The following is a 23,104-nucleotide window of genomic DNA, read 5'->3' on the forward strand; positions in this document are numbered from 1 at the left end:
GCAACCCGGCGGGGATTCAGAGCATGTCGCTATTTCCGGATGAAAAGGCGTGCTATTCTTCGCCACATTAAGCTATCGCTTTAGTACATTCTCATCCGGATGATTATGCAGCACGCGACCCGTCAGCGGAAATTCGCTTCCGCGTTTATGATTACCCTGTTTTTTATTCTGTTCAGCGGTCTGCTGCCGCTGAGCCTGGCGTACGCGCAGTCAAATGGCGATCTGCCATCCCGCGGCGAGGTACAGAATCAGCTTGATGCGCTGGAAAAGCAGAAGAACCTGTCGTCACGGGACAAACTGGCTCAGCAGGATCTGACTCAGACCCTGGAGATGTTGGAAAAGCTTAAGCGCGTCAAAGAAGAGAGCAGCGATCTCGACAAGCAGATCGAGCAGGCGCCGGTCAAAATGCGCGAAGCGACCCGCAAGCTCGAAGCGCTACGCAAACCGCAGGACGATGCCGACACCAGCAAGCAGCTGGCGCGCCTGTCCCTGAGCCAACTGGAGGAGCGGCTGGGTAGTGCCCTTGAAGACCTCCAGAATGCCCAAAGCTCCCTCTCCACCTTTAACAGCCAGCTGGTCTCGCTACAGACCCAGCCGGAGCGGGTGCAGAACGCGATGTCCAGCGCTACCCGCCAGCTTCAACAGGTACGTAACCGTCTGAGCGGCACCGCAGCGGGAGACACCGCCCTGCGCGCTACTCAACAGGCGCTGTTACTGACTCAGCAGGCGGTGCTGAATGCCCAGATAGAGCAGCAGCGCAAGAGCCTGGAGGGCAATACTGCGCTACAGGATTCGCTACAAAAGCAGAAGGATTACACCACCGCCTGGATAAGCCAGCTGGAGCATCAGCTGAAGCTGTTGCAGTCGTCGGTGAATAACAAGCGCCTGACCCTGACGGAGCGTACCGCCCGGGAGGCGGTCACCCCGGAAGAGGCCAGCAACATCCAGAAAAACCCGCTGGTGAAGCAGGAGCTGGACCTTAACCATCAGATCAGTCAGCGTCTGATCGATGCCACCCAGAATGGCAACGATCTGGTGCAGCGTAATATTCAGGTCAAAACCTGGCTCGACCGGGCATTACAGTCCGAACGTAATCTGAAAGAGCAGATCGCGGTGCTGAAAGGGAGCCTGCTGCTGTCGCGTATCCTCTATCAGCAGCAGCAGACGCTGCCGTCGGCGGATCAGCTGGAAGATATGACCAACCGCATCGCCGACCTGCGTCTGGAACAGTTTGATATCAACCAGCAGCGGGATGAGCTATTCCAGCGCGACGCCTTTGTGGAGCGCCTGATTCAACTGGGGAAGGATAAAGAAAAAGCCCAGGTGAATGATGAAGTACGCGACGCGCTGCTGGAAGTGGCGGATATGCGGCGCGAACTGCTGGACCAGTTGAATAAGCAACTGGGCAATCAGTTGATGCTGGCGATTAATTTGCAGATGAATCAGCAGCAGCTCATGAACGCCAGCGGTAACCTGCAAAAAATTCTGACTCAGCAGATCTTTTGGGTGACCTCCAACAAGCCGATGGACTGGGAGTGGTTCAAGGCCTTCCCTCAGGCGCTGAAGGACCAGATCGCGGGGCTAAAGGATCTCTTCAACCGCGGCAAGGCGCCGCATGCGCTGGGTCTGGGGCTGGGGCTGGCATTGCCGCTGCTGCTGGTGGCAGGTCTGGTGCGCTGGCGTTTCCGCTGGCTGAAAGAGCGTCTGAAGACGCTGTCGGACGATGTGGGACAGTTGCGTAAAGACAGCCAGCTCCATACGCCGATGGCGATGCTGATTAACCTGGTGCGCACGCTGCCGGTCTCCCTGCTGATTCTGGGCGTCGGGGTACTGCTGCTGTGTATGCGCTTTATCTCCAGCGACCTGATGTGGGATATCGCCAAAGAGCTGGCGCTGTTCTGGACCATTTTCGGCCTGAGCTGGCGGGTGCTGGAAAAAGAGGGTGTTGCGGTACGCCACTTTATGATTTCGCCGATGAACAGCCGCCACTATCGACGCCAGATGGTGCGCGTCAGCCTGGCGTTACTACCGCTACTGGTCTGGGCGGTGATTGGCGGCCATTCGCCGCTACACCTGATGAATGATGTGCTGGGTCAGTTTGTTATTTTCCTGAACCTGCTGCTGTTGGCCGGTCTGATGCTGCCGATGTGGCGCGACGCCTGGCGTGATAAAGAGTCCCACACTATTCGCCTGGTGGTGATCAGCATCCTGCTGCTGGTGCCCATTGGTTTACTGGTGCTGACGGCGACCGGCTACTTCTATACCACGCTGCGTCTGGCGCACCGTTGGATCGATACCGTCTACCTGGTGATTATCTGGAACCTGCTGTATCAGACGGTGCTACGCGGCCTGAGCGTGGCGGCGCGGCGTATCGCCTGGCGCCGGGCTCTGGCGCGCCGCGAGGCGATGACCAAAGAGGGCGAAGAGGGGGGAGAAACGGTCATAGAGGAAGAGCCGCCGCTGGGGTTGGATCAGGTGAACCAGCAAACGCTGCGCCTGACCACGCTTGCGATGTTCGCCCTGTTTGGCCTGGTGTTCTGGGCCATCTGGTCTGATTTGATCACCGTCTTTACCTACCTTGATAGCATAGTTCTGTGGGAGTACAGCTCCGGCAGCGGCGGCTCTGCGGTGACCAAAAGCGTCACCATGGGCAGTATGCTGATAGCGCTGATCTCGTTTATGCTCGCCTGGGTGCTGATCCGCAACCTGCCCGGGCTGCTGGAGGTGTTGATCCTCTCCAGGCTGAAGATGCGTCAGGGCTCTTCTTACGCCATTACCACCATCCTCAATTATGTGATTATCGCCACCGGCGCCATTGCGGTGCTGGGTTCGCTGGGGATCTCCTGGGATAAACTCCAGTGGATGGCCGCGGGTCTGTCGGTTGGTCTGGGTTTCGGGCTGCAGGAGGTGTTCGGTAACTTTATCGCTGGTCTGATGATTCTGTTCGAACGTCCGGTACGTATTGGCGATACCATCACCATTGGCACCTATTCGGGCACGGTCAGTAAGATTCGCATTCGCGCCACCACGCTGACCGACTTCGACCACAAAGAGATCATCGTGCCTAATAAGGCCTTCGTCACCGAGCGTCTGATCAACTGGTCGCTGAGCGACACCGTAACCCGAGTGGTGGTGAAGCTGGGCGTGGCCTATGGTTCCGATCTCGAAAAAGTGAAGAAGATCCTCTATCAGTCGGCCACCGATCATCCGAAAGTGATGCACGATCCGGCGCCGGAGGTCTTCTTCCTGGCCTTTGGGCAGAGCTCGCTGGATCACGAACTGCGTTTCTATGTGCGCACTCTGCTGGATCGCAATACCACCCTGGATGAGGTGAATCGCACTATCGAACAGCTGTGCCGCGAGCATGAGATTGACGTGGCCTTTAACCGCCTCGAAGTGCATATGCTCAACGACAAGGGCGATGAGCAGACCGTGGTGAAACGTGGTGAGGCGGATGACGGAGAAGGGGAGGCGCCGTCAGTCTGAGGATGACGGCACCTGGGCCTGCTTGCGTAAGAAATCCTGACGCACAATCTCCAGCGCGGCCAGCGCGGTGTGGGTCGGGATTTCGTGCTGCTCCAGCAGCATAATCAGATCGACGGCCAGTTTGACCTCGTCGGGGGCCTGCTCCAGTGACATATGGGTTCCTCCTGATTCTCGGTTAAAGCTCAGCGCAGCTTTCTTTGTGCGCAGCCTGAAATTTGCGCCAGGGCTGCCCGACAGCGATCGATACGACCTTCCAGCGCTTCCAGCTCGCGCACCAGTCGCTGCTGACCGGCCAGGGTCTGCTCTCTGGCCAATTGCGCTTCCCGTTCGGCCTTCATCGCCAGCAGGCGACGCTCATAATCCTGATGGCGATGCATGCGGGCGCTCAGCCTGCTGGTAGCGCGGCGGGCATCGTCATAGCGGCGAAGCGTCCAGGTGGCGGATTCACGGGTCAGCGCTGCCATCTGATTCGCCAGCCGCTCCGCCAGCCAGGCGCTGCGCGCTTCATTCTGACGGGATACCGCCTGAGCCAGATGACGGTAGTTGTTCTCCAGCTCTGCCAGGTAGTCCCCCAGCAGGGTGCCGCGGCAGCTGAACAACTTCACATCGAAACGCGGCATCAGGCTCATATGACCGGCCAGCGGCGCCAGCTCTACCCTTAACTGCGCGATGCGTGCTTCCAGCGATTGCAGTAATTGGCTGGTGTTCATCTTCTCTCCGCGAATAATCCACTGATACACTTAAGATCATGACCCGTGGGAAGCGATATGCCAAAAATCATTCTAACCTTCATTGGCTGGCTGGCGGTAGTGCTGGCAACCTTGGGTGTGGTGCTGCCGCTGTTGCCAACCACGCCGTTCTTATTGCTGGCGGCCTGGTGCTTCGCCCGCTCGTCGCCGCGCTTTCACCACTGGCTGCTCTACCGCTCGTGGTTCGGCGGCTATCTGCGCTTCTGGCAACAGCACCGGGCGATGCCGCGGGGGGCTAAACCCCGTGCGGTATTGCTTATCGTCATCACCTTTGCGATTTCACTGTGGCTGGTCAAACTTATCTGGGTGCGGCTGTTTCTGCTGGCGGGGCTGGTGGGGTTACTGGTTATGCTGTGGCGGGTGCCGGTTGTCGATTCGCCAGTTGATAAGGAACAACAAAAGCCGTAAACGACGGTCCTTGCGGTTGCAATTATGGTCCGCAGCCAGTAAATTCTGGCGTCTTCGAGCGCGGCGCGCGGTTAACAAACAGACAATGGAGCAGCGATACGCTCCTGGCGCGCCGTGAGTAACACCGTATTTATCAGGCATTTCATTATGACCGCGACTGCGCAGCAGCTTGACTATCTGAAAAACAGTATTAAAAGCGTTCAGGACTACCCGAAGCCGGGGATCCTGTTCCGTGACGTGACCAGCCTGCTGGAAGACCCTCAAGCGTATGCCCTGAGCATCGATCTGCTGGTGGCGCGTTACAAAGCGGCCGGCATCACCAAAGTGGTGGGAACCGAAGCCCGCGGCTTTCTGTTTGGCGCGCCGGTCGCTCTGGGTCTGGGCGTAGGCTTTGTGCCGGTACGTAAGCCGGGCAAGCTGCCGCGCGAAACCCTTAGCGAAAGCTACGAGCTGGAGTACGGCACCGACAAGCTGGAGATTCACGTCGACGCCATCACCCCGCAGGACAAAGTGCTGGTGGTGGACGATCTGCTGGCCACCGGCGGCACCATTGAAGCGACCGTAAAACTGATCCGTCGACTGGGCGGTGAAGTGACGGACGCCGCCTTTGTTATCAATCTGTTCGACCTGGGCGGCGAGCAGCGCCTTTCGAACATGGGCGTCGCCAGCTATAGTTTGGTGCCTTTCCCGGGCCACTAATTCCGGCGCCCTGGAGGCATCTGAGATTGTGGTATCGCGCATTAAGGCAGCCTCGCCCAAATGGGTGGGGCTGTGTTAGCATTACCCTCCTGAATTTCCCCGAGAGCCTATATTCTGATGAGCTACCAGGTGCTGGCCCGTAAATGGCGTCCACAAACCTTTGCCGATGTCGTCGGTCAGGAGCATGTCCTGACCGCGCTTGCCAACGGCCTCAACCTGGGCCGTATTCACCACGCTTATCTGTTTTCCGGCACCCGCGGCGTCGGTAAAACCTCTATCGCCCGTCTGCTGGCGAAAGGGCTGAACTGCGAAACCGGCATTACCGCCACCCCCTGCGGCCAGTGCGAAAACTGCCAGGCCATCGAGCAGGGGCGTTTTGTCGATCTTATTGAGATCGATGCCGCATCGCGCACCAAAGTGGAAGACACCCGCGATCTGCTGGATAACGTGCAGTACGCCCCGGCGCGTGGCCGCTTCAAGGTCTATCTGATCGACGAAGTGCATATGCTGTCGCGCCACAGCTTCAACGCCCTGTTGAAGACCCTGGAGGAGCCGCCGTCGCATGTGAAATTCCTGCTGGCGACCACCGATCCCCAGAAGCTGCCGGTCACCATTCTGTCACGCTGTCTGCAGTTCCACCTGCGGGCGCTGGATGCCGGTCTGATTCGCGATCGGCTGGACTATATTCTTAATCAGGAAAATATCGAGAGTGAATCCCGGGCGTTGCAACTGCTGGCGCGTGCCGCGGAGGGCAGCCTGCGTGATGCTCTGAGTCTGACCGATCAGGCCATTGCCAGCGGCGACGGTCGCGTGACCACCGAGGCGGTCACCGGCATGCTGGGTACCCTGGATGACGATCAGGCGATGAGCCTGGTGGAAGCTATCGTTCAGGCCGACGGCCAGCGCGCCATGAATCTGGTACAGGAAGCTGCCGCCCGCGGCGTGGAATGGGAAGCGCTGCTGATCGAGATGCTGGGACTGTTGCACAAAGTGGCGATGATTCAACTGTCGCCTCAGGCGTCGGTTGGCGATATGGCGCAGCTTGAGCCGCGCCTGCGGGAACTGGCGCGCACCGTACCGCCCGGCGATGTGCAGCTTTATTACCAGACGCTGCTGATTGGGCGTAAAGAGCTTCCCTGGGCGCCGGATCCGCGTATGGGCGTAGAGATGACGCTGCTGCGCGCGCTGGCGTTCCACCCGAGTGCGCCGTTGCCGGAGCCGGAATCGGAACCGGCCGTGCGGGCGCAGCCCGCCGCCGCGCCGATGGCGACACCGCCGCCGTCTGCGGATTCGCCGCCCGTACCGCGCAGCGAGACGCCGCTATCGGACACCACCAGTCAGGTATTGCAGGCCCGCAGTCAGCTCCAGCGTCAGGGAGCTGAACGAGCAAAAAAGGGTGAACCGGCGGCGCAACAGCGTTCAGCGCGGCCGGTAAGCTCCTCTGCGCTGGAACGTCTGGCCTCGGTCACTGAGCGGGTACAGGCGCGCGCTTCCACCGCTGTTGCAGAGCAGGAGACGCCTGCGAAGAAAGAGGCCTACCGTTGGAAGGCCCAGAACAAAGTCGCGGTGGTGAAAGAGAAGGTCGCCACCCCGAAGGCGCTCAGAAAGGCGCTGGAACATGAAAAGACGCCGGAACTGGCGCTCAAACTGACTGAAGAGGCCATCGCACGGGATCCGTGGGCGGCGGAGGTCAGCCAGTTGAAGGTTCCCAAACTGGTAGAACAGGTGGCGCTTAATGCCTGGAAAGAGCAGGTCGGTGAACATCAGGTGTGTCTGCATCTGCGCTCCAGCCAGCGCCATCTGAATTCGGCCGGTGCCCGCCAGGCGCTGAGTGACGCCATGTCAGCCCTGGCCGGGGCGCCGGTAGAACTGACTATCATTGAAGATGACGATTCCGCACAGCGCACGCCGCTGGAGTGGCGCCAGGCTATCTACGAAGAGAAGCTGGCCCAGGCGCGGGATTCGATTACCGCGGATGGTAACATCCAGACGCTGCGTCGATTCTTCGATGCGGATCTGGATGAAGAGAGCATCCGCCCCGTTTGATACCGTTTTCCGGTGTCGAATTATTTTTAACGCCGCCGTTACGCGGCCCGAGCAAGAAGAGAGACTGATATGTTTGGTAAAGGCGGTCTGGGCAATCTGATGAAGCAGGCCCAGCAGATGCAGGAAAAAATGCAGCAGATGCAAGAGGAAGTCGCCGCCATGGAAGTGACCGGCGAATCCGGCGCGGGCATGGTGAAAGTGACCATTAATGGTGCGCACAACTGCCGCCGGGTGGAGATCGACCCGAGCCTGCTGGAAGACGACAAAGAGATGCTGGAAGATCTGGTTGCCGCCGCGTTTAACGACGCCGCGCGCCGTATCGAAGAGACTCAGAAAGAGAAGATGGCTTCCGTCTCCTCCGGCATGCAGCTGCCGCCGGGCTTTAAGATGCCGTTCTGATGCAAACCAGCCCGCTGTTAACGCAGCTGATGGAAGCGCTGCGCTGTCTGCCCGGGGTCGGGCCGAAGTCGGCGCAGCGCATGGCGTTTACCCTGCTGCAGCGCGATCGCAGCGGCGGTATGCGTCTGGCGCAGGCGCTGTCCCGCGCTATGTCGGAGATTGGGCACTGCGCCGACTGCCGGACCTTTACCGAGCAGGAAATTTGCAACATCTGCTCGAACTCCCGGCGTCAGGAAAATGGCCAGATCTGCGTGGTGGAAACGCCGGCGGATATTCATGCCATTGAGCAGACCGGGCAGTTTTCCGGCCGTTACTTTGTGCTGATGGGCCATCTGTCGCCGCTGGACGGTATCGGTCCGGACGATATCGGTCTGGATCGACTGGAGCAGCGCCTGGCCAGCGAGTCGCTGAAAGAGGTGATCCTCGCCACCAATCCCACGGTGGAAGGCGAGGCGACCGCGAATTATATCGCCGAGCTCTGCGCCCAGTACGGGGTTGACGCCAGCCGCATCGCCCACGGCGTGCCGGTAGGCGGCGAGCTGGAAATGGTCGATGGCACCACGCTGTCTCACTCCCTGGTTGGCCGTCACAAGATCTCTTTTTAACCAAACGGGGAGCGGCTTTTCGCTTCCCGCGAGACGATTGACCAACCCGGGCTGAACAGCGTTCGGCCCGAATCCCCGGAAAAATAAACATGGAAAATCAATTTATTGAGTTTCGTCTGATAACCACAAAGAGGGGAAAAACTCCGTTTTTCCCCTCTTTGTCATCAACCAAACGGGGAGTTGCTTTTCGCTCCCCGCTTGAATTTATTCCCCTTTGTCCCCATCTCTCCCTCAACCTGTTTTTTCACCCCTGTTTTCATTTTTGTTGAGGAATCACCACATATGAAAGGACAAGAGACTCGCGGTTTTCAGTCAGAGGTTAAACAGCTTCTGCACCTGATGATCCACTCACTCTATTCGAATAAAGAAATTTTCCTGCGTGAGCTGATCTCCAACGCTTCGGACGCGGCGGATAAACTTCGTTTCCGTGCCCTTTCCCAGCCGGATCTGTATGAAGGCGATGGCGATCTGCGGGTACGTATCTCTTTTGATAAAGAAGATCGCACGCTGACTATCTCCGATAACGGTATCGGGATGACCCGCGACGACGCCGTTGAGCATCTGGGGACCATCGCCAAGTCCGGCACCAAAGCTTTTCTGGAGTCCATGGGCTCAGACCAGGCCAAAGACAGCCAGCTGATTGGTCAGTTCGGCGTGGGCTTCTACTCAGCCTTTATCGTGGCGGACAAAGTGACCGTTCGCAGCCGTGCTGCGGGTACCAGCGCTGAAAGCGGCGTATTCTGGGAATCCGCAGGCGAAGGGGAGTACACCGTCGCCGATATCGCCAAAGATACCCGCGGTACTGAAATCACCCTGCATTTGCGCGAAGGGGAAGAGGAGTTCCTCGATGCCTGGCGCGTGCGCTCAATTATCGGTAAATACTCCGACCATATTGCGCTGCCGGTCGAGATCGAGAATCGCGAAGAGAAAGACGGCGAAACCGTTGTCTCCTGGGAGAAAATCAACAAGGCCCAGGCGCTGTGGACCCGTAACAAGTCGGAAATCAGCGAAGACGAATACAAAGAGTTCTATAAGCACATCGCCCATGACTTCAGCGATCCGCTGGCCTGGAGCCACAACCGGGTTGAAGGTAAGCAGGAGTACACCAGCCTGCTGTACATTCCTTCTCAGGCGCCCTTTGATATGTGGAACCGCGACCATAAGCACGGGCTGAAGCTCTATGTGCAGCGGGTTTTCATTATGGACGACGCCGAGCAGTTTATGCCGAACTACCTGCGCTTCGTGCGCGGGCTGATCGACTCCAACGATCTGCCGCTCAACGTATCGCGTGAAATCCTGCAGGATAGCAGCGTCACCCGTAGCCTGCGTAATGCCCTGACCAAACGCGCCCTGCAGATGCTGGAAAAACTGGCGAAGGACGATGCTGAAAAATATCAGACCTTCTGGCAGCAGTTCGGCCTGGCGCTGAAAGAAGGGCCGGCGGAAGATAACAGCAACCAGCAGACTATCGCGAAGCTGCTGCGCTTTGCCTCCACCCATACCGACTCTGCGGCGCAGACCGTTTCGCTGGAAGAGTATATCGGTCGTATGAAGGAAGGTCAGGAGAAGATTTACTACATCACCGCCGACAGCTATGCGGCCGCCAAGAGCAGCCCGCACCTCGAGCTGCTGCGTAAGAAGGGCATCGAGGTTCTGCTGCTCTCTGATCGCATCGACGAGTGGATGATGAGCTACCTGACCGAATTCGACGGCAAAGCCTTCCAGTCGGTGTCGAAGGCCGATGAGTCGCTGGAAAAACTGGCGGACGACGTGGATGAGAGCGCCAAAGAGGCCGATAAAGCCCTTGAGCCTTTTGTCGATCGCGTGAAGACGTGGCTTGGCGAGCGGGTGAAAGAGGTACGCCTGACCCACCGTCTGACCGACACGCCGGCTATCGTCACCACCGACAACGACGAGATGAGCACCCAGATGGCGAAACTGTTCGCGGCGGCTGGCCAGGCCGTACCGGACGTGAAGTACATCTTCGAGCTGAATCCGGAGCACCCGCTGGTAAAACGCACTGCGGATACCCAGGATGAGGCGCAGTTTGGCGAGTGGGTCGAGCTGCTGCTGGATCAGGCGCTGCTGGCCGAACGCGGCACCCTGGAAGATCCCAACCTGTTTATTCGCCGGGTTAATCAGCTGCTGACGGCATAATTGCGATACAGACCTGAACGGCGCCGTAAGGCGCCGTTTTTTTATGCTCATCGCAGATTATGTTTTAGTCCGCTGCTTCCCACAGCCAGGTGGGTAGATTCACGCAGCGTCGTGTCGCGTCCATTCCCGTTGGGCAATCCGGTAATTCACAGGGGTGTGGATGCATAGGGGTGGTAAACCAGACGCCGGCTTCGACGTTCAGCCGCGTTTCCAGTGTCGATTTTGCCAGCGCCTGTGGCTCATTGGCTAATAGCGGATAGCGTAGCCAGCCGTTTTGCGCATCCGTACGGGGTTTGGGTCCCTGTAATCCCATCTTCTGCGCCCATTTTTGCCAGTACCGGGCGCCGCGCTGTCGTCGGGCCAGGATTTCCGGCAACCTGGCCAGCTGCAGGCTTAACAGCTCAGCCACCGGCTCTGCCATACGCCACTGGTATTGCGGGCTGAACAAACCATTTAGTTCGTCCGCTTGCATCTGCGGTAGCAGCGGGACATCGGGCGTTGGCAAGCTCCCTGAATGCAGGCTGGCGTAAGCGTGGCGCAGGGTGTGCAACAGGCGGGTAATAAATTCGGGAGCGGGGCAGGGGGCGTCATCCTGAATCTGCATCAGTCGTTTGCCCAGGGCCGGATGCCGGGTCACTATCCAGCCGCCATGGATGGTATTCACGATTTTTGAACGCTCGCTGCTGAAAAATGCGATATCGCCCAGGGTTCCTAACAGATGACCCTGCCAGCTCGCTCCGGTGGCGTGAGCGCAGTCTTCAATAATCCAAAGCTGTCGATGGCGCGCCACATCCAGCAGCTGTTCCAGATCGCGGCAGACCAGGCCAAAGGTATACTGGATAAGCACGGCACGGGTTCGGGGGCCGATAGCGGCCAACATCCGTTCGGCGTTCATGCCCAGCGTCTCCTGTTCAATATCTACAAATCGGGCGATGACGCCGTTAAAGGTGATGGCGTTGGTCACACACTGGCAGGTAAATGCCGGAATCAGCACTTCGTCGCCGGGCTGTAGCGCCAGTGCGCGAATAACCGCATAAAGCGCGGCTCTTCCTCCCATAAAGCTGGCTACCCATTCACTTTGCCAGCGCTCGGCAATGTGCTGGTGAAGCGATGCCACGGCCTGACCCGGCGCATAATCCTGCTCATCGCGACTCAGCCACCGGGCGGCGCAGCTATCTTCCCGAAAAGTCAGACTCATATTCAGCAGCGGTACCCGCCTGGCGAAGGGCAATTGATCCATTTTATCGCTCACTTATCTGTTTTGGTGGTTGTCGTTATTTTGAACATCTGTTATAAGCGTTAATAACAGATGAATGCAATCTGTACCAACTAAAAATGACGCACAACAATGCAATAACTGATAGCAGAGATAAATATGGATATTTTAACTAATTGTTTTGAAAGGCGATGGTTCTATGTCTTTATGGGGATGTACCTTCTGATAATGCTGCCGCTACCGTGTTTTTTTAGCACGGAATATCGGCCGGCCTGGCTGGGCGTTCCTCTTTTTGTCTATGGCTGGTTAGTACATGGTATAACAGTTTTTTTACTTATTTTACTGTTTGCTCGCCAGTGTCTGAAACGCCCTGAATACCAGGATGAAGCACTGGAGGATCGGGTATGAGCGATCTTTCACAAATGCTGCGTCCGGAGCCTCTGCCTTTTTATACCGTTCTGGTGCTTTTCCTGGTTCTGCTGGGAGTCATCGGCTGGCGCGCCGCCCGGGCAACCCATTCACTGAGCGACTTCCTGGTTATGGGGGGAAAGGCGGGTGCGCTGGTTGGGGGATTCGCCTGGTTCGCCAGCCAGTACAGCATGAGCACCTTTATGGGGGTGCCAGCGATGACCTATGGCACTGGATTCGCCGGTATGAGCATCTCGGTGCCGGGGCTGGCCTTTTCTATGATCGTGCCTATGCTGTTAGTCGGCCGTAAACTGATGCTTATGGGTAAACGCTATAACCTGATGACGATGAGCGATTATCTGGCCGATCGCTATGAGTCCGACGCGATTCGCGGCATTCATGCCGTCATGATGGTGATATTTCTGCTGGCGATGATGGGGGCGCAAACCGTTGGCGCTGGCGTGATTCTCAACACCTTTACCGGTTTGCCTGAGTGGATCGGCGTGGTTGTCATGGGCGTGGTGGTTATTCTGTATTGTATGACTGGCGGTATGACTGGCGCCATGATGACGGATGTTCTGCAGGGCATGCTGATGGTCGCGACGGCCATTGTCACTTTCTGGGTTTCGGTTCATGCTGGAGGCGGCATGGAGGCTATAACAGCAAAGCTTGCTGACACAATGCCCTCGCATCTGAGCCATCCGGGAACGAAAGGCGATTTCCCGTGGCAGACCTATGTTTCGATGATCGTCATGTGGAGTTTTTTTACTATCGGTCAGCCGACGCTGTTTACCAAATTCTTTACCATGAATAGCTACCGGACGATGTTCCGGGCGGTTATTCTGGGCACCATGGGCATGTTATTTTCCGCGACGCTGATTGAATGGTCTGGTGTTAACGCTGCGACGTTCATCCACGGGCTAACCGGTAAAGATGCCGACTTCATCGTTCCGCTGATATTGCAACAGAATGTCTCTCCCTGGATTTCCGCACTGTTGATTACCGGTATCGTTTCGGCGGGTATGTCGACGATTTCCGCGCTGTTAGTGGTGTCGACCGGGGGCATTACCCGCGACATTTACCAGAATTTGTTTAACCCCGGGGCGACTCAGCGCCAGATTCTGGCCCTGTCGCGCTGGTTCACTATTCTGGTCGGTATCGCCGCCGTGGTCATTGGCATTATGAAGCCTGCCGGTATCTTCTCACTGATACGCTTCGCTTTTGGCGGGCTGGGGATCTGGGTGGCACCGGTTATTCTGGGTATGTACTGGCGTCGCGCCAGCCGTACCGGCGCTATCTGCGCAGTGATCGTGGGAGAGCTGCTGTTTGTGGCGATGAAACTGTGGTTCCCCGGAGTGGCGATGGGATTCGATCCGTTGATTATCTGCTGGGCCATTACCATGCTGGTGATGATCGCAGTCAGCCTGTGTACGCGTTCGGCAACGCCTGAAACGCTATGGCGGCACTTCGACGCGCTGAAAGCGTGCGTGACGCGTCGCCAACAACAAGAACGTTAGAGGAATTCATGCCGCTCTCAATCGATAAAAGCCTGCCCGTCGCGTTACAGACCCAGATCGTGGGGGCTATTGAATACGGCATTATGGCCGGGGAATTTTTTGACAATGGCGCGCTGCCGTCGGTGAGAGCGTTAAGCAAACAGTTAGGCGTTGCGCAACTTACAGTCAGTCAGGCTTACAATACATTAAAACGTATGGGGCTGATCGAGACGATACCGGGTAAAGGAACCTATGTGGTTCGTGACCGGCGGGAGGTTTCCTTGAGTCATCAGGTGGAGGCGCTGCATGAGCGTTTCCGCCAGTTGGTTGAGGAAGCCTCAACACTCGGACTGTCGCCGTCGTTTTTTGTCGGCGCGCTGAACCATCCTGATGCCGAATCGTCGTTTTCTCTGAATTTTCCCATTGGGTTCGTGGGAAATTCGCGACGTATTAACCGGCGTTATCTGGAGGCGATAGGCGAAACGCTGGGAGTGACATTGAGCGCTGATGTCTGGACCTTTCAGGAGTTTGCCGGGCTGTCGCAATGTCAGATCGATCGCTACGATTTTTGGCTGACTATTCCGCACTGCATTCCGCGGTTGCGCCAGCGCCTGACAGAGGAGGTGCCGGTTTACGCGCCCTGGCTTATCCCTTCAGAAACCACCCGTACTCGCCTGGCGGCGCTGCCTGCCGACACGCCGGTACTGCTGGTTTCCCGTTATCAGACCTTTATTCCCGCTATGGTGGAAGGGGTCAAAAATTTTGCGCCACACTTGGGAAAAATCAGCGTGATTACGCTGGACGATAAAAGATTACCGGAGACGATGGCTCGCTTTCAGGCGGTGATTTACAGCACCGGTTGTCACAGCGTTATACAGCGTCTACCGGCGACGAATATTTTGTTTGAATATCAACATACGCCAGAGCCTCGCTATCTTCGTGAGGTCCTGCTGCCTGCACTGCATCGACAGGCCAGGGAACTAACAGAAGGACATTGACCATGCAATTCCAGAATATGAACTGGTTCCAGGTGGAAGAGTATCTGAAACGCCATGACCGGGTAATTCTACCTTTGGGGAGTACCGAACAGCATGCGTATCTGAGCCTGTGTACTGACCATCTGCTGGCCTCAAGGCTGGCGACAGAGGTGGGAGAACGTTTGAATATTCCCGTCTGTCCCGGGCTGCCATTCGGTATGGCGCCCTACTTTACGGCATTTCCCGGCACGATAAATCTACAGCCGGCGACCTACAACGCATTAATCAACGATATTCTGGATAGCCTGTACGCCAGCGGCTTTCGGCGTATTTTTCTGATCAACGGCCATGGCGGCAATAGCCCGGTTCAGGCGCAGATTCATAACTGGTTGAATCATCACCCGGATGCGCGGGTACAGCTACATAACTGGTGGGCCGCTCCGGCGACGATGGGCATGGTTAAGCAATTCTCCAGCAATGCCAGCCATGCTTCATGGATGGAGAACTTTCCCTGGACGCGACTGGAGGGGGTCGTCATGCCCGGGGAGGAGAAAACGGCGCTGGCCGTTTCCCGCCTGGCGCAGTTACCGGCCCAGGCCGTGCGGGACTATATCGGCGATGGTAACTACGGAGGGCAGTATCAGCGCTCCGATGACGAAATGCGTCAGATTTGGCAGACCGCGTTGGAGGAAACCTGCCAGCTGCTGGAAGAGGGATGGGTATCATGACCAACTCGCTCGACTTTACGCTGATACAGAATGCCCGACTGTTAACCCCTGAAGGCTCCCGGCAGAGTTCACTATTAATGGGCGCCGGAAAAATTCTGGCGATCGCGCCGGATCTTCTTCCACCGCGGCAATTGCAGTGCAGGATGGTGGATGCCAGGGGACACTGGGTTGTGCCGGGCATTATCGATCAGCATGTGCATCTGACTGGCGGTGGCGGAGAGGCGGGATTTCATACCAGAACGCCGGAAGTCATGCTCAGTCAACTGCTGAAGGCCGGGATTACCGGCGTGATGGGGCTGCTGGGCACGGATGGCATGACGCGTCATGTCGCTTCGCTGTTTGCTAAAACAATGGGATTACGTAACGAAGGCATTTCGGCCTGGATGCTGACCGGCTCCTACGAAGTACCGACGATCACCATAACCGGCTCGGTGCGCGATGATATCGCCTTTATCGAGCCAGTCCTGGGCGTTAAAACGGCGATATCCGATCATCGCGCTTCTCAGCCAACGATCGAGGAACTGATTCGGATAGCGACCCAGGCACGCTCTGCGGCGCTGCTAACCCAAAAGCCAGGGCTGGTGGTGATGCATATGGGCAACGCCAGTAGCGCGCTGGCGCCGCTGGAAGAGGTACTGGCACGCAGTGACGTTCCCGCCGGACACTTTTTGCCCACTCATGTTAATCGTCAACGCCATTTACTGGAATACGGAATACGGCTGGCGCGCACGCAAGGGGTCAACCTCGATATCACCTCAGGAATCAGCCCGGTCAGCGGCGCCAGGGGGGCGGTGAAACCTTCGGATGCGGTACTGGAAGCGCAGGAACAGGGCGTGTCGCTGTCGCAGTTGACCTTGAGCTCCGACGGTAATGGCAGTATTCCGGCTTTCGATAAACAGGGCAATGTCTGTGGTTTGACCGTGGCTGGATTTAGTAGCCTGCTGGATGAAGCGCGGGATCTCAGTCAGCGTCTGACGCTGGAGCAGGCCTGGCCGCTGCTCTCTTCAAATGTGGCTCATCGCCTGAAATTATCGCATAAGGGACATATCGCACTGGGTTATGATGCTGATTTACTGATGCTGGATGATGCGTTTGATGTGGAGCGACTGTGGGCTGGGGGACGATTGATGGTCGATAATGGTCAGCCTTGTGTGCGGGGAACTTTTGAATAACGGCCAGGGGAATGTGAATATTTTGCCGCCTTCCTTGAGCCATCCGGGGTCTGGTGGTAATGTTTGACCCCTTATTCAAAGACGATATCTAAGAGGAATTACGCAATGCGTATTATTCTGCTCGGCGCGCCCGGCGCGGGTAAAGGTACTCAGGCACAGTTCATCATGGAGAAGTACGGGATCCCGCAGATCTCCACCGGTGACATGCTGCGCGCCGCGGTAAAATCGGGCTCCGAACTCGGCAACCAGGCTAAGGAAATCATGGATGCCGGGAAACTGGTCACCGACGAGCTGGTGATTGCGCTGGTGAAAGAGCGTATCGCTCAGGAAGACTGCCGTAACGGCTTCCTGCTGGACGGCTTCCCGCGCACCATTCCGCAGGCAGACGCCATGAAAGAAGCCGGTATCAAGGTGGATTTCGTGCTGGAGTTCGCGGTACCGGACGAGCTGATCGTCGATCGCATTGTGGGCCGCCGCGTGCATGCCGCTTCCGGCCGCGTTTATCACGTAAAATTCAATCCGCCTAAGGTGGAAGGTAAAGACGACGTGACCGGCGAAGAGCTGACCACCCGTAAAGATGACCAGGAAGAGACCGTGCGTAAGCGCCTGGTGGAATACCATCAGATGACGGCGCCGCTGATCGGCTACTACCAGAAAGAGGCCGAGGCCGGTAACACCCAGTACGCCAAAGTTGACGGCACTCAGGCCGTTGCCGACGTTCGCGCTGACCTGGAAAAAATCCTCGGTTAATGCCGCATTTGCTCCATCCCGAACGGGGTGGGGCACATCCGCTAAACATCCTCCGCTTTTCGTGCTGTTCCCTCCTCCTTTTACTGCGATTGGTTTCGCCCTCCGGCTTTTCAGATACAATTAGCCCCCTGTTACAGCGATTAAGAGGTGGAGCTTTGCGTCAGGAAAAAATGGGAGTGTTACTGGCTAACCTGGGAACGCCGGATGCGCCGACGGCGAGCGCGGTAAAACGTTATCTGCGTCAGTTCCTGAGCGACAGACGGGTGGTGGATACATCCCGCCTGCTGTGGTGGCCGCTGCTGCGAGGGGTGATCCTGCCGCTGCGCTCCCCCAGAGTGGCGAAGCTCTATCATTCGGTCTGGATGGCGGAAGGCTCCCCGCTGATGGTCTACAGCCGCCGTCAGCAGCAGGCGCTGGCCCGGCAGCTAAAGGATATGCCGGTGGCGCTGGGTATGAGCTACGGCCAGCCGTCGCTGGCATCGGCGCTGGACGAGTTGCTGGACGCCGGTGTGGATCACATCGTGGTGTTGCCGCTCTATCCGCAATATTCCTGCTCCACGGTAGCGGCGGTCTGGGATGAGCTGGCGCGCCTTCTGGCTACGCGCCGTCGCCTGCCGTCCGTCTCCTTTATTCGCGACTATGCGGATCATCCGGCCTACATTCAGGCGCTGGCCGCTTCAGCGCGTCGAGCCTTTGAACAGCACGGCGAGCCGGATATGCTGCTGCTCTCTTACCACGGTATTCCCCAGCGCTACGTTGATGAAGGGGATGACTACGCCCAGCGTTGCCGTACCACCACCCGGGAACTGGTCTCGGCACTGGGCATCTCGCCGGATAAGGTCATGATGACCTTCCAGTCGCGCTTTGGCCGCGAGCCCTGGTTGACGCCCTACACCGATGAGACCATGAAAATGCTGGGCGAAAAAGGGGTGAAGCACGTTCAGGTCATGTGCCCGGGCTTTGCCGCCGACTGTCTGGAAACCCTGGAAGAGATTGCGGTACAGAATCGGGAGTTCTTCCTGGAAGCCGGGGGCGAGAAGTATGAGTATATTCCTGCCCTTAATGATGAAGAAGCGCATATCGACATGATGGAAGCGCTGGTGGGGCGCTATCGGTAATCGCGGTCAGGCGGAGACTGTGCTAACATCGCCGCCTTTCGAAGCACCTGAACGGCTTTCATGAAATTTCCCGGTAAACGTAAATCCAAACACTATTTTCCCGTCAGTAACCGCGATCCGCTGCTGCAACAGTCGCCGCCGGAAAGCGAACAGAGCGCCAGTTGGGTGGTGGGTATCGACCAGACGCTGGTTGATATCGAAGCCCGGGTCGATGACGACTTTGTTCGCCGCTACGGACTGAGCCTGGGCCATTCGCTGGTGATTGAAGACGATGTGGCGGAAGCGCTCTACCAGGAGCTGGTGCGCGAGAACCTTATTACCCATCAGTTCGCCGGCGGCACCATCGGCAATACCATGCACAACTATTCGGTGCTGGCGGATGACCGTTCGGTGCTGCTGGGCGTGATGTGTAATAACATCGAAATCGGCGGTTACGCTTACCGCTATCTGTGCAATACCTCCAGCCGTACCGATCTCAACTACCTGCAAGGCGTGGATGGCGCCATTGGCCGCTGTTTCACGCTGATTAACGAGCACGGCGAGCGAACCTTCGCCATCAGTCCGGGGCAGATGAACCAGTTGCATGCCGAAAGTATTCCCGAATCGACCATTGCCGGGGCTTCGGCGCTGGTATTAAGCGCCTATCTGGTGCGCTGCAAAGAGGGCGAGCCGATGCCGGAAGCCTCCATGCAGGCCATCGACTACGCAAAGCGCTACGATGTGCCGGTCGTGCTGACCATGGGCACAAAGTTCGTGGTGGCCGACGATCCGCAGCGCTGGCAGACATTTCTGCGCGATCACGTCTCGATCCTGGCGATGAACGAAGAAGAGGCCGCGGCGCTGACCGGTATTGAGGATCCGTTACTGGCGGCAGATCGGGCGCTGGAGTGGGTGGATCTGGTGTTGTGTACCGCCGGGCCGCAGGGGCTCTATATGGCGGCGTATACCGAAGATGAAGCGAAGCGTCAGACCCGTCAGCCGCTGCTGCCCGGGGCCATCGCCGAATTTAATCAGTATGAGTTCAGCCGGGCGATTCGCCGCCACGAATGCCAGCAGCCGCTGCGGATCTACTCCCATATCGCGCCTTACATGGGGGGGCCGGAGAAGATAATGAACACCAACGGCGCAGGCGACGGCGCGCTGGCGGCGCTGCTGCACGACATTACCGCCAACCGCTATCACCGGGCGAAGGTGCCCAATTCCAGCAAGCACGGCTATCACTGGCTGACCTATTCGTCGCTGTCTCAGGTGTGTAAGTACGCCAACCGGGTAAGCTATCAGGTGCTGAATCAGCATTCGCCGCGCCTGAGTCGCGGGCTGCCTGAGCGGGAAGACAGCCTGGAAGAGGCTTACTGGGACCGTTGACAATCTGGGCCGAACACGTTCGGCCAGAATCTTCAGAAGAATAAACAAAGGAAATCAATTCATTGATTTAACGGGCGACAAATGTCGCCCGTTTTGCTGTCAGTTAACGACCGCGTTATCCGGCACCACCGGCTGTTGGGTGGCGTCCTTCAGCAGCGCCAGCATGGTACTGGCGATCTCCCGCTCGCCCATCACCACCTGGTTAGCGCCGCGCTCGGCGATGTAGTCCACTTCGTCGTCATAGTGGGCGCGGGCGATAATCTCGATATCCGCATTTTTCTCCCGGGCGGTAGCTACAATCTCACCGGCTTCGTAGCCGTTCGGGATGGTCAGCAGCAGCCAGCTTGCGCAGTCCAGATGCGCCAGCGCCATAATCTCTTCATTGGCGGCATTGCCCAGCACGGCGCGGATACCGCGCTCGCGCAGCGCATCCACCCGGGAGCGCGACGTCTCTATCACCACCAGCGGAACCCCTTTCGACAGCAGCTTCTCGCCGATCAGGCTACCGACGCGGCCATAGCCCACCAGCAGCACGTGGTTGCAGATATCCACCGGAATCTGTTTCTCGTCTTCCAGCGCCTCTTCCAGGGTCTGCTCTTCCAGGGTTTCGTGCTTACGCAGATAGCGCTCGAGCAGGGTAAACAGAATCGGGTTGAGCATAATCGACAGGATGGCGCCCGCCAGCACCAGATTCTGGCCGGTTTTGGGCAGCAGGCCCATCGCCATACCCAGACCCGCCAGGATAAAGGCAAACTCGCCAATCTGCGCCAGGCTGGCGGCAATGGTCAGAGCGGTACGCTGGGAATGGCCGAACATCCTGACTAACAGGAAGGCGGCCAGCGATTTACCGAAGATGATAATGGCCACCACGGCCACTACCGCCAGCGGCTCTTCCAGCAGGATCTGCGGATCGAACAGCATTCCCACCGAAACAAAGAACAGCACTGCAAAAGCGTCGCGCAGCGGTAGGGTGTCGTGAGCGGCGCGCTGGCTCAGTTCTGATTCATTCAGCACCATACCGGCGAAGAAGGCGCCCAGCGCAAAGGAGACGTCGAACAGCTCCACCGCGCCCATGGCGATACCGAGCGCCATGGCCAGCACCGCCAGGGTAAACAGTTCCCGGGAACCGGTAGCGGCGCTACGGGCCAGAATCCATGGCACCAGTCGGCGGCCCACCACCAGCATCAGGGCGATAAAGGCCGCCACTTTGCCGATGGTCATCAGCATATCCAGACTCAGGGAAACGAAACCAACGTTGCCTTTTTCCAGCATGCCCGCTACCGCTGGCAGCAGCACCAGGGTCAGCACCATCACCAGGTCTTCGACAATCAGCCAGCCGATGGCGATCTGCCCGCGGTGGCTGTCGAGCAACTGCCGCTCTTCCAGGGCACGCAGCAGCACCACGGTACTGGCGGTGGAAAGACAGAGACCGAAGACGATGCCGGTCATCAGCGACCAGCCGAGCCACCAGGAGAGCCCCATTCCCAGCAGCGTCGCCACCGCGATTTGCAGCACGGCGCCGGGAATGGCGATGGATTTAACCGCCATCAGATCTTTCAGGGAGAAGTGCAGACCTACCCCAAACATCAGCAGAATCACGCCCAGTTCGGCCAGCTCCGGCGCCAGTTGCGTATCGGCAACAAACCCGGGCGTAAACGGCCCAACCAGAACCCCCGCAAGCAGATAACCTACCAGTGGTGATATACGCAGCCTGTTGGCGAGCATACCGAGTAAAAAGGCCAGCACGAGGCCGCCGACAATGGTGGTAATAAGCGGGGTGGCATGATGCATTCCGTCTCCTTTGGTCTGTTATAAATCCCGGATCCGCCCGCGAACGGACGGGGCGCTACGTAATAGTTTATGACAATTTTTTCATTCGCGTTTGTTTTCAGGTGTTGAATTTTTACGAAAACACGATTTTTTTCGCAAAAAGAGATCGAAGGGAGTAATTATGGGCCTAAGCTGACCAGGGGCATTGGGAGGTATGGGGTTAAATACCGGCCAGATCAAGTATCTGGCCGGAAAAATCAATCTTTTACGCGGTTATCTGGAAGGAATACCGTCAGAATGCCAAGAAGTGGCAGGAAAGCGCAGATTTTATAAACCAGCTCGATACTGGTCTGGTCGGCAATCAGCCCCAGCACAGCGGCGCCAAGGCCTCCCATCCCGAAGGCAAACCCAAAGAACAGCCCCGAAACCATACCGATACGTCCGGGCATTAGCTCCTGGGCATAAACCAGAATGGCGGAAAAGGCCGATGCCAGAATAAAGCCGATAATCACCGTCAACACCCCGGTCCACCACAGGCTGGCCCACGGCAGAATCAGAGTAAAAGGAGCGACGCCGAGAATAGAGCACCAAATCACCGCCTTACGACCCACTTTGTCGCCCACCGGCCCGCCAATCAGGGTACCGGCCGCCACGGCAAACAGAAAGGCGAACAGATGGAGCTGGGCGTTTTGTATCGACAGACCGAATTTATGCATCAGATAAAAGGTGTAATAGCTGCTGATACTGGACAGGTAGAAGTATTTGGAGAAGATCAGCGCCAGCAGCACGCAGACGGCCAGCACCACTTTTTTGCGTGGCAGAGGGGATACCGCCTTCTGTACCGGGCGACCGCGGGTCATACGATGCTGGGCTGCATACCAACGGCTTACCTGAAGCAGCACGATAATTGCCAGCATGGCCGCCAGCACAAACCAGGCCACGTTGCCTTTGCCGTAAGGCGCGATAATCACCGCCGCCAGTAACGGCCCCAGAGAGCTGCCGAAGTTACCGCCTACCTGAAACAGCGACTGGGCCAGACCGTGGCGACCGCCGGAGGCCATACGCGCCACCCGGGAAGATTCCGGATGAAACACCGACGAACCGGTACCCACCAGCGCTGCTGCGATCAGCACCTGCGGAAAGCTGCCCGCCATCGCCAGCATCACCAGGCCGCTCAGGGTAAAGCACATGCCGACTGGCAGCGACCAGGGCATAGGGTATTTGTCGGTGTAGTAACCCACCAGCGGTTGTAGCAGCGAGGAAGAGACCTGGTAGGTCAGGGTAATAAGCCCGACCTGCACGAAGCTCAGAGAGAAGTCGGCCTGTAGCAGCGGGTAGATCGCCAGCAGCAGCGACTGAATCATATCGTTCAGCAGATGGGAGAGGCTGATAGCCCCCAGAATACCGAACGCGGTGCGGGACCTGAGGGGCGCAACAGGGGCGCCGCCCAGAGAGGGGTTTTGTTCACTCATGCCATAGTTACCTGAAAATTATGTTTATTTTATATACTCTGAATTATTCGATCGCTCCGTGGGTACTCGAAAGCGCCGGAATA

At 57.7% G+C, this 23,104-nt stretch carries 19 protein-coding genes and 1 other annotated feature; of the genes, 14 read left to right on the plus strand and 5 right to left on the minus strand.

The window, feature by feature from the left end:
* Positions 1 to 105: 105 nt before the first annotated feature.
* On the plus strand, positions 106 to 3,486 hold the full coding sequence (gene mscK, locus FEM41_RS11200) for a mechanosensitive channel MscK (RefSeq protein WP_421805343.1): 3,381 nt from the start codon (positions 106 to 108) through the stop codon (positions 3,484 to 3,486).
* On the opposite strand, the gene rsmS is transcribed toward mscK, so the two are convergent.
* Together rsmS and priC are read right to left on the minus strand one after the other, a co-directional pair.
* A complete protein-coding gene (gene rsmS / locus FEM41_RS11205; RefSeq protein WP_138096052.1) occupies positions 3,478 to 3,639 on the minus strand; it encodes a pleiotropic regulatory protein RsmS in 162 nt (53 codons plus the stop codon). The two genes, mscK and rsmS, sit on opposite strands and share 9 nt — an antisense overlap.
* Positions 3,640 to 3,668: 29 nt before the next feature.
* Positions 3,669 to 4,196, minus strand: coding sequence for a primosomal replication protein PriC (gene priC, locus FEM41_RS11210; protein WP_138096053.1), 528 nt, complete (start codon positions 4,194 to 4,196; stop codon positions 3,669 to 3,671).
* A 57-nt stretch (positions 4,197 to 4,253) separates the two neighbouring features.
* On the opposite strand from priC, the gene FEM41_RS11215 reads away from it, so the two are divergent.
* The 6 genes from FEM41_RS11215 to htpG all read left to right on the plus strand — a co-directional run bounded on the left by FEM41_RS11215 (position 4,254) and on the right by htpG (position 10,549).
* Positions 4,254 to 4,643, plus strand: a complete 390-nt coding sequence (locus FEM41_RS11215; protein WP_138096054.1) for a DUF454 family protein — start codon at positions 4,254 to 4,256, stop codon at positions 4,641 to 4,643.
* A 147-nt stretch (positions 4,644 to 4,790) separates the two neighbouring features.
* A complete protein-coding gene (gene apt / locus FEM41_RS11220; protein WP_138096055.1) occupies positions 4,791 to 5,342 on the plus strand; it encodes an adenine phosphoribosyltransferase in 552 nt (183 codons plus the stop codon).
* A 117-nt stretch (positions 5,343 to 5,459) separates the two neighbouring features.
* Entirely contained in the window at positions 5,460 to 7,388 is a 1,929-nt protein-coding gene (dnaX, locus tag FEM41_RS11225; RefSeq protein WP_138096056.1) for a DNA polymerase III subunit gamma/tau, read from the plus strand.
* Positions 6,712 to 6,779 (plus strand) — a sequence feature (DnaX frameshifting element). (Overlaps the previous gene by 68 nt.)
* Positions 7,389 to 7,457: 69 nt before the next feature.
* Positions 7,458 to 7,787, plus strand: a complete 330-nt coding sequence (locus tag FEM41_RS11230; RefSeq protein ID WP_138096057.1) for a YbaB/EbfC family nucleoid-associated protein — start codon at positions 7,458 to 7,460, stop codon at positions 7,785 to 7,787.
* Positions 7,787 to 8,392, plus strand: a complete 606-nt coding sequence (gene recR / locus FEM41_RS11235) for a recombination mediator RecR (RefSeq protein ID WP_138096058.1) — start codon at positions 7,787 to 7,789, stop codon at positions 8,390 to 8,392. Before FEM41_RS11230 ends, recR begins: the two co-directional genes overlap by 1 nt.
* A gap of 282 nt (positions 8,393 to 8,674) precedes the next feature.
* Positions 8,675 to 10,549 (plus strand): molecular chaperone HtpG, encoded by a 1,875-nt coding sequence (htpG, locus tag FEM41_RS11240; RefSeq protein WP_138096059.1) that lies wholly within the window; start codon positions 8,675 to 8,677, stop codon positions 10,547 to 10,549.
* A 64-nt stretch (positions 10,550 to 10,613) separates the two neighbouring features.
* Here htpG and FEM41_RS11245 read toward each other — a convergent pair whose 3' ends face one another.
* The gene (locus tag FEM41_RS11245; protein ID WP_138096060.1) at positions 10,614 to 11,789 is read right to left on the minus strand and encodes a DegT/DnrJ/EryC1/StrS family aminotransferase; all 1,176 of its coding nucleotides are present in this window, start codon (positions 11,787 to 11,789) and stop codon (positions 10,614 to 10,616) included.
* A gap of 380 nt (positions 11,790 to 12,169) precedes the next feature.
* Between FEM41_RS11245 and FEM41_RS11255 the strand changes: the two genes are divergently transcribed.
* From FEM41_RS11255 to FEM41_RS11285, 7 genes are all read left to right on the plus strand, one after another.
* Positions 12,170 to 13,690, plus strand: a complete 1,521-nt coding sequence (locus FEM41_RS11255; RefSeq protein ID WP_138096062.1) for a sodium:solute symporter family protein — start codon at positions 12,170 to 12,172, stop codon at positions 13,688 to 13,690.
* An 8-nt stretch (positions 13,691 to 13,698) separates the two neighbouring features.
* Positions 13,699 to 14,667 carry a GntR family transcriptional regulator gene (locus FEM41_RS11260; protein WP_138096063.1) on the plus strand — a complete coding sequence of 323 codons (969 nt, stop codon included), beginning with the start codon at positions 13,699 to 13,701 and terminating at the stop codon, positions 14,665 to 14,667.
* Positions 14,668 to 14,669: 2 nt separating this feature from the next.
* A complete protein-coding gene (locus tag FEM41_RS11265) occupies positions 14,670 to 15,374 on the plus strand; it encodes a creatininase family protein (protein ID WP_138096064.1) in 705 nt (234 codons plus the stop codon).
* A complete protein-coding gene (gene iadA / locus FEM41_RS11270) occupies positions 15,371 to 16,546 on the plus strand; it encodes a beta-aspartyl-peptidase (RefSeq protein WP_138096065.1) in 1,176 nt (391 codons plus the stop codon). Before FEM41_RS11265 ends, iadA begins: the two co-directional genes overlap by 4 nt.
* 105 nt (positions 16,547 to 16,651) lie before the next feature.
* A complete protein-coding gene (adk, locus tag FEM41_RS11275) occupies positions 16,652 to 17,296 on the plus strand; it encodes an adenylate kinase (protein WP_138096066.1) in 645 nt (214 codons plus the stop codon).
* A gap of 155 nt (positions 17,297 to 17,451) precedes the next feature.
* The gene (gene hemH / locus FEM41_RS11280; RefSeq protein WP_138096067.1) at positions 17,452 to 18,414 is read left to right on the plus strand and encodes a ferrochelatase; all 963 of its coding nucleotides are present in this window, start codon (positions 17,452 to 17,454) and stop codon (positions 18,412 to 18,414) included.
* 60 nt (positions 18,415 to 18,474) lie between these two features.
* Positions 18,475 to 19,779, plus strand: coding sequence for an inosine/guanosine kinase (locus FEM41_RS11285; protein WP_138096068.1), 1,305 nt, complete (start codon positions 18,475 to 18,477; stop codon positions 19,777 to 19,779).
* A 99-nt stretch (positions 19,780 to 19,878) separates the two neighbouring features.
* On the opposite strand, the gene ybaL is transcribed toward FEM41_RS11285, so the two are convergent.
* Entirely contained in the window at positions 19,879 to 21,570 is a 1,692-nt protein-coding gene (ybaL, locus tag FEM41_RS11290) for a YbaL family putative K(+) efflux transporter (RefSeq protein WP_138096069.1), read from the minus strand.
* A 236-nt stretch (positions 21,571 to 21,806) separates the two neighbouring features.
* Positions 21,807 to 23,021: an MFS transporter gene (locus FEM41_RS11295; RefSeq protein ID WP_138096070.1), complete on the minus strand. Its 1,215-nt coding sequence runs from the start codon at positions 23,019 to 23,021 to the stop codon at positions 21,807 to 21,809.
* Positions 23,022 to 23,104 lie beyond the last annotated feature (83 nt).

Origin of the sequence: Jejubacter calystegiae (genome assembly GCF_005671395.1) — a bacterium.
In the GTDB taxonomy this organism is placed as follows: domain Bacteria; phylum Pseudomonadota; class Gammaproteobacteria; order Enterobacterales; family Enterobacteriaceae; genus Jejubacter; species Jejubacter calystegiae.